13 protein-coding genes are annotated in these 15,708 nt (G+C 65.4%); 6 read left to right on the top strand and 7 right to left on the bottom strand.

Annotation, left to right across the window (positions count from 1 at the left end):
* The first annotated feature begins 240 nt into the window (after positions 1-240).
* The gene (locus tag HCU64_RS00185) at positions 241-1,524 is read left to right on the top strand and encodes a dicarboxylate/amino acid:cation symporter (protein ID WP_233381798.1); all 1,284 of its coding nucleotides are present in this window, start codon (positions 241-243) and stop codon (positions 1,522-1,524) included.
* Positions 1,525-1,547: 23 nt separating this feature from the next.
* Positions 1,548-2,474: an amino acid ABC transporter substrate-binding protein gene (locus HCU64_RS00180; RefSeq protein WP_233381797.1), complete on the top strand. Its 927-nt coding sequence runs from the start codon at positions 1,548-1,550 to the stop codon at positions 2,472-2,474.
* Here HCU64_RS00180 and HCU64_RS00175 read toward each other — a convergent pair.
* Positions 2,449-2,802: a hypothetical protein gene (locus tag HCU64_RS00175; RefSeq protein ID WP_233381796.1), complete on the bottom strand. Its 354-nt coding sequence runs from the start codon at positions 2,800-2,802 to the stop codon at positions 2,449-2,451. The two genes, HCU64_RS00180 and HCU64_RS00175, sit on opposite strands and share 26 nt — an antisense overlap.
* Before the next feature lie 352 nt (positions 2,803-3,154).
* Between HCU64_RS00175 and HCU64_RS00170 the strand changes: the two genes are divergently transcribed.
* Positions 3,155-3,469, top strand: coding sequence for a hypothetical protein (locus tag HCU64_RS00170; RefSeq protein ID WP_233381795.1), 315 nt, complete (start codon positions 3,155-3,157; stop codon positions 3,467-3,469).
* A 210-nt stretch (positions 3,470-3,679) separates the two neighbouring features.
* Complete coding sequence (locus HCU64_RS25385) at positions 3,680-4,813, top strand: GNAT family N-acetyltransferase (protein WP_233381794.1); 1,134 nt, start codon at positions 3,680-3,682, stop codon at positions 4,811-4,813.
* Here HCU64_RS25385 and HCU64_RS00160 read toward each other — a convergent pair.
* From HCU64_RS00160 to HCU64_RS00135, 6 genes are all read right to left on the bottom strand, one after another.
* On the bottom strand, positions 4,785-5,993 hold the full coding sequence (locus HCU64_RS00160; RefSeq protein ID WP_233381793.1) for a glycosyltransferase family 4 protein: 1,209 nt from the start codon (positions 5,991-5,993) through the stop codon (positions 4,785-4,787). The genes HCU64_RS25385 and HCU64_RS00160 overlap by 29 nt on opposite strands.
* Positions 5,993-7,267: a glycosyltransferase family 4 protein gene (locus tag HCU64_RS00155; protein WP_233381792.1), complete on the bottom strand. Its 1,275-nt coding sequence runs from the start codon at positions 7,265-7,267 to the stop codon at positions 5,993-5,995. The genes HCU64_RS00160 and HCU64_RS00155 overlap by 1 nt, the downstream gene beginning before the upstream one ends.
* A gap of 5 nt (positions 7,268-7,272) precedes the next feature.
* Complete coding sequence (locus HCU64_RS00150) at positions 7,273-8,061, bottom strand: polysaccharide deacetylase family protein (protein WP_233381791.1); 789 nt, start codon at positions 8,059-8,061, stop codon at positions 7,273-7,275.
* Positions 8,058-9,500: an O-antigen ligase family protein gene (locus HCU64_RS00145; RefSeq protein ID WP_233381790.1), complete on the bottom strand. Its 1,443-nt coding sequence runs from the start codon at positions 9,498-9,500 to the stop codon at positions 8,058-8,060. The genes HCU64_RS00150 and HCU64_RS00145 overlap by 4 nt, the downstream gene beginning before the upstream one ends.
* Positions 9,500-12,793: a glycosyltransferase gene (locus tag HCU64_RS00140; RefSeq protein WP_233381789.1), complete on the bottom strand. Its 3,294-nt coding sequence runs from the start codon at positions 12,791-12,793 to the stop codon at positions 9,500-9,502. Before HCU64_RS00140 ends, HCU64_RS00145 begins: the two co-directional genes overlap by 1 nt.
* 255 nt (positions 12,794-13,048) lie before the next feature.
* Positions 13,049-13,942, bottom strand: a complete 894-nt coding sequence (locus HCU64_RS00135; RefSeq protein WP_233381788.1) for a methyltransferase domain-containing protein — start codon at positions 13,940-13,942, stop codon at positions 13,049-13,051.
* A gap of 305 nt (positions 13,943-14,247) precedes the next feature.
* Between HCU64_RS00135 and HCU64_RS00130 the strand changes: the two genes are divergently transcribed.
* A complete protein-coding gene (locus HCU64_RS00130) occupies positions 14,248-14,841 on the top strand; it encodes a hypothetical protein (RefSeq protein WP_233381787.1) in 594 nt (197 codons plus the stop codon).
* A gap of 3 nt (positions 14,842-14,844) precedes the next feature.
* The gene (locus HCU64_RS00125) at positions 14,845-15,369 is read left to right on the top strand and encodes a hypothetical protein (protein ID WP_233381786.1); all 525 of its coding nucleotides are present in this window, start codon (positions 14,845-14,847) and stop codon (positions 15,367-15,369) included.
* Positions 15,370-15,708 lie beyond the last annotated feature (339 nt).

Genomic DNA, 15,708 nt, shown 5'->3' with positions numbered 1-15,708 from the left:
TGGCCGGATTAATCGCAAGAGCCGAGCGTGTGTGTCCTTTTGCGCACAATGCCGCAGGAGCATTCGACCAGAGCGCCGCAGTGCGAGGTAGTGATTTCCCACGACAATGCTCACGAACCCGTGATCCGTTCTCGGTCCATCGATTTCAGAAGATTTCGTGATCTGCCACTTGCGCTTGGCTTGTTTCGTGCTTCAAATCGGCCTGTAATAAAAAACAACCTTGTGCCCTGAGGAGCAATCATGAGCGGCAGCCGGCTGACGACGATGATTTTCATCGGCATGCTGCTCGGCATCGCCGTAGGATACCTTTGCAGTATCACTTGGCCGGATCCACAGACCGCCAAGGAGATCTCAGGTTATATTGCGCTGATCAGTGACGTCTTTCTCCGCCTGATCAAAATGATCATCGCGCCACTGGTGTTCTCGACGCTTGTGGTCGGTATTGCCCATATGGGCGACACAGCCTCCGTCGGCCGCGTCGGTGGCAAGGCCTTGCTCTGGTTCGTCGGCGCCTCGTTCTGTTCGCTGATGCTCGGGCTTATCCTCGTCAATCTGCTGCAGCCCGGGCACAACCTGAACCTACCGCTCCCCGACGTTGGAGCCGGCACTGGCCTCAAGGCGGCCTCGCTCTCCCTGAAGGAGTTCGTGACGCACCTCGTGCCGAAGAGCGCCGTCGAGGCGATGGCGAACAACGAGATCCTGCAGATCGTCGTCTTCTCTATCTTCTTCGGCGTGGGCCTCGCGGCCCTTGGCGAGAAGGGTCACGCACTGGCCCAGGGTGTCGAGCAACTCGCCGAGGTGATGCTCAAGGTCACCGGCTACGTGATGATGTTCGCGCCGGTCGCCGTGTTCGCGGCCATCGCCGCGACGATCACCACGCAAGGCATCGGCGTGCTTGTGACCTACGGCAAGTTCCTCGTGGAATTCTACCTGAGCCTTGGCGTCCTCTGGTGCGCATTGGCCTTCGCCGGCTTCCTGCTCCTTGGTGGCCCCAGCCTGATGCGCCTCCTGAACCTGATCAAGGAGCCGTTCGTCCTGGCCTTCTCGACGGCATCGAGCGAGGCGGCCTATCCGAAGACGCTGAGCAACCTCGAGAAGTTCGGTGTGCCCAACCGCATCACCTCGTTCGTGCTGCCGATGGGCTACTCGTTCAACCTCGATGGCTCGATGATGTATTGCACCTTCGCGGTGATGTTCATCGCGCAGGCCTACAACATACCCCTGACCTGGGGACAGCAACTGACCATGTTGTTCCTGCTAATGGTGACCTCGAAGGGTATGGCGGGTGTGCCGCGCGCCTCGCTCGTCGTGATCTCGGCGACGCTGTCGCAGTTCAACATCCCGGAAGCCGGCCTGCTGCTGATCATCGGCATCGACCAGTTCCTCGACATGGGCCGTTCGGCAACCAACGTGCTCGGCAACAGCGTCGCCACGGTTGCCGTCGCCAAGTGGGAGGGCCAGCTTGCCGCGACCGATCAAAGCCTCGATCGCGACGCGGCCCCCGTGCCGTCGCCGGCTGAGTAGTGGAACGGCGCAGGAGCTACGACATGTCGGTTGCCGGAACACGCGCTTCGGCATGGTTCGGGGCGGGGCTCATCGCCCTGGTGACCTCGATGGCCGCCACGCCCGTGCAGGCGGTAGAGGTTCTCACCGGCACCATCAGGAAAGCTGCCGAGACCGGCGAGGTCGTAATCGGTGTTCGAGCGAGTTCGGTGCCGTTTTCCTTCCAAGAGAAAGTCGGACAAAGCGAACACCCGATCGGCTACGCCGTCGATATTTGCCAGGAGATCGTCGACGACATCGGCAAGGCGAGCGGTCGCGAAGGGCTCAAGATCCGTTACGAGCCCGTCACCTCGGAGTCGCGCATCCCGGCGGTGACTTCAGGGAAGGTCGACCTCGAATGCGGATCGACCACCACCAACGCTGAGCGCCGAAAGAGCGTTGGCTTCTCGCCGGTGACCTTCATCAGCGCGACCAAGCTGCTGGTGAAGCGCGATTCTGGAATTGCGTCCTATCGCGACCTCGGCGGGAAAAAAGTCGTCGTCACGGCCGGTACGACGAACGAGGCAGCTTTGCGCGACCTCCTCGCGAAGTCGAAAATCCAGACCGAGATCCTGATCGGCAGGGACCACGCCGACTCATTCGCCATGGTCAAGGACGGCCGCGCCGACGCCTTCGCCACTGACGACGTGCTGCTCTACGGTCTCAAGGCCGCCGCCGGGGCTGACGGGGCGAACTATACTGTGCTGCCTGAAAAGATCTCCTTCGAGCCCTACGCGATCATGTTTCGTAAGGACGATCCGGCGCTGGCGGCGCTCGTGACCGGCACGTTCGAACGTCTCGCCGACACGCGCGAGCTGCGCTGGACCTACGAGAAATGGTTCATCAAGCGCCTTCCGAACGGGGAGCGCCTCGATATCCCGATGTCTGAAGAACTCAGGACGGCTTTCACCGTAATGGGTCTGCGCGATTGAGACCGGGCGCGACGTCCAGCCCGGCATACCACTCGGCGTAGGGCGTGTTCCGGATCAGGTGCCTGTTGAGATCGGGCGCTCCGTCAGTCCACCAGACGGGTCCGCGCTCGCCGAGCCCATGCTTCGCCGCGTCGACCGCGCTGCGGGCCTCTGCGAGGGCGCCAGCGTCGCCGCTGCGCTTGGCCGCGCCAACGGAACGGCGGGCATCCATGAGCTTTTGGACGAGGCGGTCGCGCTCGGGCAACGTCAGATCCGGCCGCTGGCGGCGCCAGAGCCGGCCGCGCACGACGACGTAGCGGCCATCTGGTGTTTCCAGGACGCTCGCCATGTCGCTCCGCGGAACGGGTTATGTCGCTGAGTTGCAGCTTGCGAATACCGATCAGCCGGATCCGTAGCCGCCCCTCTTGTTGTCGGCGGGCTTGCGGTCATCCAGTTCCTTCTTCCTAACGGATGCTGGCGCTGTTGGACCGTTAGTATCCGGCGCTTTCGCGGTTTTCTTTGGCAGTCGTGCTGATGTCGATGTCGACATGGGAAGCTCAGCGGAATGCTGTAGAGAGCGCTGTTCGGATCCGAAGGTTCCCTCCCCAGTGCTCCCAAAGCATCGTCGGCCCGGCATGAAACGACGCCAGAAGGTGTCAGAGGCCGGCTGCCATCGCCGCCGCTCGGAGCTATAAGGAGCCATGAGCAACGTGATCCGACCGACCTTCGGCGCGCGCCCGAAGCCCGAAGCCCAGCCGCAGGCTGCCGAACACCGCGCGTTGCGTATCTTCGGGCAGGCCGCAGGCTATACGGTCGCGCTCATCCAGGATGAGGATGACCGGACCGGTCCCGCGCTCAAAGTCGTGGTTGGGCCGACGACGGGCAACGAAGTCGAGGCCGTCGCGATCCTGCCGGCCCTGCCGGAGGGCGAAGCGGATGCGGACGTGGTCGGCCTGGCGATCCTGCGCACGCTGGAAGTGATCGAGGCGGCCGGCCGCGATCCGGAGATCGCGTGAGTCGTCATCGACTCGTCTCATGGTCTTCACCATACGGCGTAATGTTGTTGGCGCGGCAGTGAACGCTTCCTCCGCTCCACGCTTAAGCTTCGGACGACCGGGCCAGCCACCGTGGCTCGAGCGAAAGGAATCCAGTTGGCCCTGTTGGATCCACAAGCTGCGAGCGCGGCCGTGACGGGGCTCGGTCCAGTTGACGACCTACGAGTGCGCGTGGCCGACACGCCTTCGGCTTTCCCTGACTGGCCGCGCACCGGTGATCCGGGACAGGCGCAATGCCACATCTTTCAATGCGCCGACGTGCTGGAGATCTGGCTCGACACGATCGGCGCAGCGCGGCGCATCCGACCGCTTTTCGTGGGCATTGCCACCGCAGCGGGCGCTACGGTGATGCTGCTCCCGCTCGGCATCGAGCGCATCAACGGTATCCGAGTTCTCGGGTTCGTCGACGGCTCGGTGATGGATTACAGCCAGCCGGTGCTGTTTCCCCCGGCGGCGCAGCTCGACGCCTCGGCGATGGCGCAGCTCTGGCCGCGGATCCGATCAGCGTTGCCCGGCTTCGACGTCGCCATTCTCGACAAGATGCTCACCGAGGTCGGAGGCCTTGCGAACCCGCTGATGCATCTCGGCCCAGTGGCTATGCCCGTCTCCGGCCACGTGATGAGCCTGCCGGTCGGCCGCGAGGAACTCGAGGCGCGCATCCCCGTCTCGAAGCGCCACCTGCGCTACATGCGCCAGCTGGCGAAGGATCAGACAGTCGCCTTGGAAGTAGCGGAGACGCCCGAGCGGGCGCGGCTCTTCCTCGACGAGATGATCGAGAACAAGACCCGCAAGTTTCACGAAACCCGCGTCCCTGGCTTCGAGATTCCTGGCAAGCGCGCGTTCTACGACGAGGCGACGCGGCGGTTGCCGAATCTTGCGCCGGTCCACCTCTCGGCGGTGAGGGCAGGCGAGACGGTGGTGGCGAGCCATTGGGGCCTCGTCTTCGCCGACCGGTTCTACTTCCTCATGACCGCCTATGCTGGCGGCGAGTGGCGCAAGTTCTCGCCTGGTCGCATTCTCAACGACGAGCTGATCCGCTGGTGCCATGCGAATGGCTACCGCTGGTTCGACTTTGGCATCGGCGACGAAGCCTACAAGGATGAGTACTGCGACGTCGTCGTGCCGCTTCATGCGGCGGTGATCCCGGTTACGGCGCGCGGAAAACTCTACCTGCAGTCGGGCGCCTTGCTCGCACGACTGCGCGCCCTTCCGCTCTGGCAGCGGCTGCGGCCTTACAAGTGGGTGGTTCTGCGTGCCTTGAAACGCGGGCCGTCGCCTACGGGGAAGGACGGGGAAGCGGCGTAAGTCCATCGGTGCCAGGCTCACGATCCTCATCCCGGTGCAGGCTCTCGTAGATGCGGCGGATGTCCCCGGCGATTGTGTCCCAGTCGTAAGCGTGGCTCACCCGCGCCCGCGCCGCGTCCCGCTCGGCTTCGGTGAAGGGCTTCGCACAAGAGTTGGCGATAGCTGCCGTGAGGGCCGGGATGTCGCCCACCGGCACATAGCATTCCTCCGGCAGTCCGACCTCGCGGTTGGCGGGGATGTCGCTGGCGATCACCGGCAGGCCGTCGGCCAGGGCTTCGAGTAGTGCGATCGGCAGGCCCTCGTGGCTCGACGGCAGCACGAACAGGCCCGCATGCGCCATCAACTCGCGAAGCGCGAGGCCGCTCTGGAAGCCTGTTGCGACAACGCCGGGCGTCGACCCGGCGGCGGCGAGCACGAGGCGCGAATAGCTGTCCTCGTGGTCGGCGGCTCCGACGATGGCGAGCCTCCATCCCTCCGGCGCGCCCTGGGCGAAAGCCTCGATCAAGTCGAAATGCCGCTTCTCTGGCACGAGGCGGCTGAGCATGATGATGTAGCGGCGCGGGGTCAGTCCGAACCGCTGCAGCGCGCCGGTGCTGGCGGGCCGGGCCTGCGGCGTCACACCGTTCGGTACGGCCGCGATCGCGACGCCATAGCGCTCCTTCATCGTGCCCGCGATGGACCGCGAGACCGCGATGCGCCGGTCGGCAAACCGCATGCCGGCCCACTCGCCGAGCCGTAATGCGGTTTTCGCGATGCGCCCCCATTTGGCCCGGTCGTAATCGAACCCGTGATGCGTGACGACGACGCGCAGGCCGAGCGCCCGCGCCACCGGCACCAGCAGCGACGGGCCGACGGCGTGGATATGCAGGACGTCCGGTCCGCGCCTCGCCGCGTGGACGACGCCGACGAAGGTATGCACCAGGGCTTCCAGCGAGCGCGCGCGAGGCACTGGCAGCGGCATGACGAGAAGTCCGGACCAGCGGTGCGGGCCCTTTCGCTCGACATAGGGCTGCCGTACCAGGATCTCGATGGAGCAGCCTGACTTGGCAAGGCGCGAGGCGAGCTCCTCGACATGGCGCTCGACGCCGCCCTGAACGCGCGGCAAACCGCGCAGGCCGAGCATCATCACCTTGAGCGGGCGGCCGGGCGCGCGTCGGCGCGGCTTGATCGGCAGCCTCATCAGCGCGCCCTGCGCAGGGAAGCGTAGAGCGAGAGAAGCCGATCCCGGTAAGCCTCTCGCGAGAAGTCGGTCTCGACCCAGTGCCGTCCCGCCCGGCCCATGGTGGCAGGAACCTCTGGCGGCAGGGCGGCAAAGTGAGCGAGCGCATCAGCGAGAGCCACGACGTCTCCCGGCGGCACGATAGCGCCGGTCTCTCCTTCGCGGATCATCTCCGGCAAGCCGCCGATTCGGGTCCCGATTACAGGGCGGCCTAGGGCGTAGGCTTCGAGCACACTGATCGGCGCATTTTCGTACCAGGTCGCGGGAAGTACCACGGCGCGGCAGGCGCGGATCGCGTCGTGGAGCGCCTCGCCGGTGCGGAAGCCGAGGAAGCGCACGTCGGCGCCGGTCTCTGCAACGAGCGTGCGCAGCGAATCCTCCATCGGTCCGGTGCCGACGATCGTCACCTGCTGGCGCGAAAGTGCAGCGGCGCGCACCAGGGCTTCGAGCCCCTTTTCCGGGCTGAGCCGGCCGACATAGAGGAAGCCATCGCCCGTATCGGTCCCCGGCCGCAGCTCGGCGGCGTCAACGAAGTTCGGCACGTAGACGAAGCGCTCGCGCGGCCAGCCCCATTCCACCAGCTTGTCGATGTAGAACCGACTCGGGACGGCGAAGGCATCTACGGTGTCGCGGTAGAGTCCGAGCATCCGATGCACGGTCGTCTCCAACAGGACGAGGCCACTCAGCGGCAGCGATCCCTTGATGCAACGGTTCAAGACGACGTTGTGAATGCGGCCTCCTTTGCAGCTTTCGCAGACCTGGCCGTCGCGCAGCATCGTGTAGGCGGGGCAGGCGAGCTTCAGGTCGTGCAACGTCATCACGACGGGCACGCCGGCCTGTCGCAGGAGCGGCAGAAAGGAAGGTGAGAGGTGATGGTAGACGTTGTGCAGATGCGCCACGTCTGGCCGTGCCTCGGCCAGGATATCGCGCAGCCGCGCGCGGGCATCGCGCGAGTAGATGATGCTCGCCGCATGCCGAAGCTGCCGCAGCGGCCCATAGGCGTGGCCGAACTCGATTTCCTCAACGAAATGGCGGTCGTAGCGTGAGGGAAGGTTGCGTGGGTGCCGCATGGCGAAGGGAACCACGTCCCATCCAATCTCCTCGAACAGGCGGTTCTGCTCGAGAAAGACCACCTCGGCGCCGCCGCGGCGATAGTGGTAGTTGTTGATCGAGAGCAGCCGCCCGCCCGATGGCGAGGCAGCCGGCACGAGGTCGAGTCCGGCTCTCTCCGCCACCGGCATCATTCTGGGCGGACCGCGCGGTCACCGATCACCTGCGCCAGGCCCTCGCGCATCGTGACGATCGCTGCGCCCTGGGCGCGCGCTTCGTCGGCGGCGAGGCGCAGGAGATCCGGCTGGCAGCTGTAGGGCTCGGGGTTCTCGCTGATGCCGTGGCTGAAAAAAATCAGCCAGCCTCGCGCCGCGACCGTCCGGGCGATCCACCCGCGCACGATCTCGGCATTGCTGCACCGGTCGGCGAGCTCGACCGCGCGCAGAAAGCCGAGATCGATGCGCCCGGAGTTGATTCCCGACACGCCGCCGCGGCAGCTCGCGAAATGTCGCTCGAGCTGCCGCTTTGCCCGCAGCGACGTCGTGTTGAACGGATAGGCGAAGCTCGTCGGTGCGACGCCTGGGGCGACCCCATCGAGGAAAGCGGCGTTGCGCGCGAGGTCATCGGTGAGCGCTGGCCCAGCCATGTCCGAGACGGCGCGGTGCGCGAAGGTATGGCAGCCGATCTCGTGGCCGCTGCGATGCAAATTGCGGCATTGCTCGGCCGTGACGAGGCGCCGCTCCGGCTCGACGGTCCCGACGAGGCTGCCAGCGATGTAGAAGGTGCCGCGCCCGCCTGCCGTTTCGAGGATCGACGCGCCGTGCTCCGCTGCCGTGGCCGGGATGTCGTCGAAGGTGAAGCTGACCAGCGGCGCATGAGGCCGTTCCTGCACCGTACGCGTGCGGACCGTGCGCGCTGCGAGCCGCGCAAAGCGGAGCCGTAAAGGCTCACGGCCTGTCGATACTGCGGCGCCGATCATCGTGCCGCCTCGGGTGCCGCCACGATTACGCGGGCGCAGGCGAGAAAACGCAGGCCGATGATGGCAAGCAAGAACATGAACCAGCCGGGCGTGTTGTTGAGGAATATGCTCTCCAGGAAGGCGGAGAGCAGACAGAACATCCAGATCCGCGTGAAGAATGCCGTCGTGGACGGGTCCTTGCGGTCTGCGAGGCTGCGGTTGAGGTCCAGGATCGGTTGAACCACGAAGGCGCCGAGAGCCAGGACCAACCCCGGCAGCCCCGTTGTGAGCAGGATGTCGAGATAGCCGTCATGGCCGTTGGCGGCCTGGCTCGCGAAGGTCTCGGTCGCGCTGTAGAACACCGAGTCGGAGCGCCAGAACGCCTCGAAGCCGTGACCGATCAGCGGCCTCTCGCCGAGCTTCGACAGGGCGTAGCTCCAGATCTCGGTGCGGTTCGTATAGGTCGGGTCTGACGAAATCGCTGCCAGCATCGTGTGGACCGGCGGCAGCACCACGGAGCCGACCGTGAACAATCCGAACAACGCCAGGACGGCAACGACAATGGCGCTGCGCGTCGGCGCGCTGGGCAGCCGAAGCAGAAGCTCCGAAAGCAGCAATGAGACCGGCAGGAGCGCGATGGCCGTCTTCGACACCGTCGCGAACAGGAAAAACGCCGAGGCGATCCCGAGGAGCCAGCCGAACGCGCCGTTGAAGGCGCGCCCGACATAGATCGAGACGATCACCGCGAGCGCCATGGCGCCGCCGGCGGCATTCTTGTGCAGGAACGATCCGCGCCAATGCCCGGCATGCATCGGCTCCAGGATGTCGTCGGCGGAATGGATAGAGTGGCTCGGCCAGAAAATGACGCCGCCATAACAGATCGCCAGCACGGCGAGCACGGAGATGCCGAGGAAGGCCGCGAACAGGCGCCGGTCTCCGGGCATCAGCAGCACGTTGACCACCTGCACGATGATCAGGAAGGTCAGCACGTAGCGGCGCGCTGAAAGGGCCGGATCGACCGACAGGCCGGCTGCCAACAGGAACCAGGCGAGCGGCGCCAGGAACAGCGGAACGGCGAGGCTCTTCGTATGGCGCCAAGCACCGAAGGCGAGGCTGACGGCCGACAACGCAGCCAAGAGGATGCCGGCCACCTGATTGAGGACGCCCGCCGATTCACTGGGAGTCTGTGAGGTCGGGTCCGTCAGGTCGATGAAGGGGTTCACCGAGATCCAGAAGAACAGGAACACCAGCAGGAACAGGGCGCCGGAAGCGACGAGGCTAGGGAGCGACGCGAAGCGGCCCGTCCCAGATTCCGACACAACTTCGGCCGGCTCGGCAGGATGCACCGTCTTCGGCTCTGCTTCGGCCTCGACCGTCGGCTCGGGTTGCTGGCGCTGCTCCGCACGCCTTGGCCCGATCCGATGGCGGAAATCGAGGGGAGGGGTTGTCTCGGCCGCCATCACGACCGCTCGATCAGGAAGAAGGTCGTCGGGCCGTGGCTCGGCGCCGTGTTGTCGAGGTCGATCACCAAGCCGCCCGGTTCGACTCGGGTTTTCATCGCGTCTCCCGGCGCGCCGTCGAGATGGAGTGCGTGCAACCTCCATCTGCGGGGCTCGTCGAGTTCCAGTCGCAGGCGCACGGTCTGGCGTTCGATCAGCACCGGCATCGCTCCGAAGTCGTCGATTACGCGCTCGTCGGCATCGCGGAACCGCATCCCGGTATTCCGGGCATCGGTTGCGAAGATCAGGAGAACGCGGTGCGATCGCACGAGGTCGCGCCCATCAAGCGCACTCACCGCCAATAGGGCAGGTCCGCTGGCGGCCTCGATCGTCGCTGGCCCCAGATGCAAGGGGTCGGGCAGGGCGGCATAGCTCGCGGCGACCGTTCGGGGTGTCACGACCTGGACGCGCCGCGCGCGGGGTTCGAGCTGGATCTGGCCGCCGTCGCTTTCGTAGGTGCCGGCCGAGCCATCTTGCGCGAGCCCGGCATCCTGCAGGAGGCGGCGATACGCGGTCTCGTCGGCGGACGTCTGCGAAAGGGGCGGCAGGAGTGTGGTGCTCTCCGGACCTGTGTGAACGGAAGGTGGAACGAGGCCAAAGCGCGTCGTCAGCCCGAGCCTGGTAACGGCATCTGGCAGGGAGCCGAGGCCGTCCTCGATCAGATCTGAACTGCCGAACGGCAACGCCGCTCCGCCGCGCGCCTGCGCGACGTCACCGCGTCGAAAGAGCAGCGCCGCGAGCGTCTCGCCAGCTCTGGCCACCGGGTCGAGGGAGATGCCGAAGGGCAGGAGGCGACGCTTGTGCGGCCAGGGCTGATCGAATGTCAGGTCGATCGGCCCGGCGGCGTGGCGGCAGATCGCGTCCCAGCCTTGCAGGGCTGCGTAGGCCGGCACCACGACCCCGGCCTCGTGCCGAAACCGGTTCCAGAACAGGTGATCGTACTCGGTCACCACGAAGGGCCGCCCGAAGCGCCGGCGTCCGATCAGCTCGCGTAGGTAGCTGGCGGCATCGTCGAGCGAGCTCTTCTGCGAGATCTCCGTGCCTGGATCGAACGAGAGAACCTCGTCGAAATAGGCGTTCATGCTCACGACGGGCAACGCTGCGCGGCTCAGGTCAGTCTGGCTCGACAGGCCGTTGTTGTAGGCGGTGACCAGCCCGGTATAGCCGAGCCCGGCCAGCGCGTCGGTCATCCAGCCGAGCGTGTCAGTCTCCGACGCCACGAAGAAGCGCTTGAGATCGCGCATGCGCGGGCCGGGCGTGTAGCGATCCTGGGGCACGCGCACCGTGCCGGATTCCAGGCGTTCGTCGCTGCCGAGATCGCCCCAGGCGGCGCGCAGGGCGGAGGTGCCACGATAGGTCTTGCGGAGCCACGCATTGAACGGCGCCCGAAGCGTCTCGGGATAGGCCTTGCCGGTGTCCTTTTCCGCCAGGATCGTGTCGAATTCGACGCCGTTCTCGTTGGCGAGCACCACGAGCGCCAGAGCCGGATCCTTGAGCGGGCTCGATCCGGTATAAGGATTGACGCTGCCGTAGATTGTCTGGACCAGCCTCCGCCAGTGCGTGCGAGCCGCTTCGTCGAAGTGGACGGCGAGTTTCAGGCCGCCCGCATTTCCCCAACGGTCCTCGATGCCACCGAGGCCGCCGGATTGCGAGGTCAGACCGTCGATCATCCAGTAGATGCCGTTCCGTTTCAGCGCCGCGAGCAGATAGCGGAGCCGGTCGAACTGCTCCGGATCGAGATCGAAGTCGTTCCGGCGTCCGCTCATCAGGATGGCGTCGGCGAAATGGATCCGGGCGACGTTGTAGCCGTGGATGCGGAGCTGGCGCGCGTAGCGGTCGGCCGTCGGCTTGTCCGGATAGCTCCCAGAGGCGGGGCTCCAGGCAAGCGAGGCGCACAGAAACGGGACACGACGATCCGGCTTGTCGGCGAGTGCGAGCTGGCCGGCCGAATTAGCGATTACCCGGCCGCTGGTGCCCGCCGCACCGGGCGGCGAGAGCGCAGAGAAATCGAGCGGGCTGCCCTCGGCGATTGCAAGATTGTGGTCCTTCACCGCGACCCATCGGGCCTCCGCCGGCTTCGCCTCGGCGGGTCTCGCCACGATGGCCGAGGCGACGGTTAGGGCGAGCGCAAGAGATAGGGCCACGGCCTGGGTCGTTCGCGCAATCGGCGAGGGAGGCTGCGCGGCTGCCGCGACGTCGGTACGTGCGGTGCTCGGCTCGGCCATGGTGCTGGCGATCCAAGCCTCCGGCGCGATGCGGGGTTGAAGAAAGCCGCGCGCCATGCCGAAGGCGTGCGCGTTCCAGGCGACGAAGGCGTAGAGGCCGAGCGGCGCCGAGCGATAGCGCAGGCTCAAGGCGGCGATGGGTAACGCCATCAGTCCAGCGAGCGCGGCGAGCTTCGTCCAGCCTGGAAACGTTGTGGCGATCGCCGCCGCGATCAGCCATCCGGCATAGACGCCGAGCCAGAGCCGGATCTCGGGGAGGTCTCGCAGGGCCATCCGTAGATGCGGTCCGCCGATGGCGGCCCTCAACAACTCCCCGATGCCGTCGAGGTAGCGGCTGCGGATCCGCCGCAGCAGCAGGGCATAGCCACCGATCACGTGGCCATGATGGTCGACGAACGACGCGGCCAGACGGTGCAGTGACCAGCCCGCCGCGCGAAGTCTCACCGCGAGATCGAATTCCTCGTAGCCGTGCAGATTCCGGTCGCTGAAATGGCCAACCTGCGCGATGGCCTCGCGGCGATAAAGGCCGCCGCCATTTAACCGGTCGACCGGGCCGGCTTGCAGATCGGCTGCGCCGCGAAGGGCACGGCGCTTGAACTCGAGGTTCACGACGTTGACGTCGTGCACCTCACCGCCGATCCCGGCCGCGCCCTGATTGTCGGCCAGATAGCGCATCCCTGCGTCGAGGAAGGCTGGGTCGAGCACCATGTCGCCGTCGATCAGGCAAACGAAGCGACCGCGGGCGTACTGGTAGCCGAGCTGCGGACCAACCCCGCAACTGCGGGGCACGTCATCCGCGAGTCGAGCGACCCGGCTCCCGCAGGCCGCTGCGATGGCGGCGGTCCGGTCCGTCGAGCGGCTGTCGGCGAGAATCACCTCGCCCTCGCCCCAGCCGGCCTCTCCGGCGACATGCAGGGCTTTCTGGGCGCTCTCCACAGCGCGGCGGATATGCGCCTCTTCATTGAGCGCCTTGATCACCACCGTGATCGCGACCTCAGTGCCCGGCGCGTCCTTGGCTCCACTGGTCATCGGGAGTCCATCCGTCGGAATGCCGTCCATGCCTCTCATCTCGCCACCGACGATGCCGGTGGCCGCGCCAGATAAGTCGAGACGCCCGGCTCTTTCACCCCCAAGGCTGACCGCTATACCCGATCTTCGTACTTAAGCAGATATTACGCCCGTCTAAGTGGGCGCATTTCTGCGCGACAATGCCAGCACTTCAACTTCATAAATACCATCCTTCCGAAGCATCTCTGGCTAAATGCTGTGGAAAGATCTATGCATTTATGGTTTCACGGCGCGAACGAAGCCAGTTAGAACGTGCATGTCCGCCTCCGAGCCTGAGAATTTGGCATCGAGCCCAGATGCGCTCCACTCAGTATATTTGGGAGCGGCCAGGTCGACAGGGCGGCACTCGGCTTCCGTCCAGCCGAAATTCTGGAGGATCCGCAGGTAGTCGGCTGGGCGACGCCGGTTTGGCTGGCCCGGGAACGACAGGCTGCGATAGAGGTCCGGTGAGAACCGGTAGATGCTGTTGGGATCGTTGCCCCGGATGCCGCGGGTGTGAGTCTGGAAGTCGACGCCCGCGAGGAAAATGGCGCCTGGCCGCGCGACCTTGCTCACCTGGCCGAGCACCTGCTCGATATCGTCGAAATGCTCGAAGGCCGCTGCACTCAAGATGAGATCGAAAGATCGACCCGCGGCAGCGCGCACGATGTCGAAGTCCCGATCGACGACGTAGGTGATCGGATCCGATCCCTGGTTTGCTACCTCATCGACTGCGTTCCGGATGCGCGCCTCGTCGAAACCAGCCTCTCGCACCGCTTCCTCGAGGGCTCGGTAGAATCCGAGCGGCGTGCCTTTCGCGAGGGCGAAGGCATCGATGGCGCGGTAGGAGCGGGCACCGAGTCCCACGAGCAGGACGCCCGTGCCGAGGGTTGCGCCGGGACCGAGTTCGAGGATGTCGAGGCCCATGAGATCGTACGCTCGGCCATCCGGGCCCGCGAGGTGACGGATCCAATCCTCGACGATCTCGCGGACGTGCGTGACCGCGGTTGGCCAGTCGTCTGGCGAGAAATCTGTCGCCCGCCGGTAGCCGCCGATCCGATGGCGCAGACTCGCTGCCGCAAGCGCCGCGAGGCCGAGTGCGTAGTGAAAGCCGTTTCGGAGAGAGATCACGCGTCGCTGATACAGCGTGCACCAATCGCTGGTAAAGCGTGCTGCAACGTATCAGCGCTCGTATCGGGCGAGGCTGTCTTGCCGGCCATCGCGGCCTCGATGCGCAAAGGGTTGACCGTGAAAGCCGAGCATGGCTTTTGCCCCTTCGGGCATGTCTGACTCCGTAGCTCAGCTGGATAGAGCAGCCGCCTTCTAAGCGGCAGACAGCAGGCGGCCTCTCCCAAATACTATGTCAGCGTAGAGCAGCCGTCGCGGCGGCGTTCCTTGCCGCTCCGTAGCAAACCCGTAGCAAACCGCGGCAGCCCATGATCGCCCGCGACAGCTATGCTATATGCCGGCCCCGGGGAGCGGAGCGGTTGTCGAGCATGATCGAGGGGTTCAAGCGATGGCGGTACCGACGCCAGGTGCGCCTCTACATCGCGGTCCTGCTCTACCCGGATAAGGAGAGGAAGGTTCGTCACACGCTTCGGGACGACGTCGAGCGCTGGATGAATGAGGGCCGTCCCCGGGGCTGGTCGCCTCAGACCGTGGCGGTCATGACGATGGCCGGCAGCCTGATTCACGTCGTGCGCAACGACCTGACGCTGCTGCAGCGGGAGCGTTACGTCGAGCAGCTCCGCGACCGCGCGCCCCAAGACGTGATGGCCGAGCTCGACTGGCTGACGCGCGTGAAGGACGGCGCCGGCAGCGACATGGAGCCGTTCGTGTTCCGGTTCACGTTCATGAACGCGATGCAGGCGTCCTGGCTGCTGCGCGATCAGACCATCGACATCTTCACTAAGGGGGCCTTCGTCACGGCCGTGTCCTGGGCCCTGACGGGCGTGGGTCTCGAAGAGATCTACGTGAAGGTCTCCGAACTCGCTGACCGCATCGGCACTGACCCCAAAGCGCAGAGGTAAGACGTGCTGCATAGGGTCAACGTCGCCCGGGGGGCATTTCGAATCTGGACGGTGCTCAGTGTCCTCTGGCTGGGCATCATCTCGTTCCTCGCGTGGGATGCTGTCAGCTACGAGATGATCGGCAACTACCAGTATGCAGGCGAGCTTCGGGAGGACCTGGGGTCGGAGCCTTTCGACAGCAAGCGCCCCATCGCCGAGGTTTTCAAGAAGCCTTCGCAAGCCAAATGGCCGGCGTCCTTCTCCAAGATCGAATTTCGATATCAGTCGAACTTCGACGCGTCCGTGAAGGACGGCACGCAGATCGTCGTCGACTTCCCGGACGGCTGCGTCCTCTACCTCTATACGGCCTTCGGAAAGCAGGAGCAGGAGCTCGTCGGCCGATGGTTCTGGGAGAAGCGCTGGAAGCGTCGGTGGAACGCTCTGGCCCGACAGTCCTATCTGCTGTGGGTCGCCCTGGTGCCACCGCTGTTGTTGTTTGCGCTCTGGTTCATAGGGCGCTGGATCGTAGCAGGTTTCCGCCGTGCGTAGCTCAGTTTTGCCTATGCCTGCTCAACGGCCGTAGGAACGATTGGGCGCTCGGCAGTCTCGGTCGGTACACTCCTGATTGAGAACGGGGCCGCCCTCGCCACCTAAGCTTCCGATACACACGCTCGTGTGGTTTTGAACGCTCGGGGCTGAAATACACACGCTCGTGTGGTTCGCCGGCGAGGTACCCGAGCGGGGACTTTCCGGGCCTGCGGGGCGAAAAGTCCCCGAGCGGGTGCATTTAGCCGAGCGGATGAATTTCGCGTTCAGTGGGCAAATTCATCCGCTCGGGTGAATCCTCCGTAGGGAGACTCGATTGCCCGGCAGCCGTGCGAGCTGCGA

Origin of the sequence: Methylobacterium sp. C25 (genome assembly GCF_021352225.1) — a bacterium.
Classification (GTDB): Bacteria; Pseudomonadota; Alphaproteobacteria; order Rhizobiales; family Beijerinckiaceae; genus Methylobacterium.
Note: the sequence above shows the minus strand (reverse complement) of the source record. Positions and strands in the feature narration are given on the sequence as shown.

Bases quoted from the DNA above. Each gene is read 5' to 3' on its own strand.
- HCU64_RS00185 (WP_233381798.1), top strand. From the start codon at position 241: ATGAGCGGCAGCCGGCTGACGACGATGATTTTCATCGGCATGCTGCTC.
- HCU64_RS00180 (WP_233381797.1), top strand. From the start codon at position 1,548: ATGTCGGTTGCCGGAACACGCGCTTCGGCATGGTTCGGGGCGGGGCTC.
- HCU64_RS00175 (WP_233381796.1), bottom strand. From the start codon at position 2,802: ATGGCGAGCGTCCTGGAAACACCAGATGGCCGCTACGTCGTCGTGCGC.
- HCU64_RS00170 (WP_233381795.1), top strand. From the start codon at position 3,155: ATGAGCAACGTGATCCGACCGACCTTCGGCGCGCGCCCGAAGCCCGAA.
- HCU64_RS00160 (WP_233381793.1), bottom strand. From the start codon at position 5,993: ATGAGGCTGCCGATCAAGCCGCGCCGACGCGCGCCCGGCCGCCCGCTC.
- HCU64_RS00150 (WP_233381791.1), bottom strand. From the start codon at position 8,061: ATGATCGGCGCCGCAGTATCGACAGGCCGTGAGCCTTTACGGCTCCGC.
- HCU64_RS00145 (WP_233381790.1), bottom strand. From the start codon at position 9,500: ATGGCGGCCGAGACAACCCCTCCCCTCGATTTCCGCCATCGGATCGGG.
- HCU64_RS00140 (WP_233381789.1), bottom strand. From the start codon at position 12,793: ATGACCAGTGGAGCCAAGGACGCGCCGGGCACTGAGGTCGCGATCACG.
- HCU64_RS00130 (WP_233381787.1), top strand. From the start codon at position 14,248: ATGATCGCCCGCGACAGCTATGCTATATGCCGGCCCCGGGGAGCGGAG.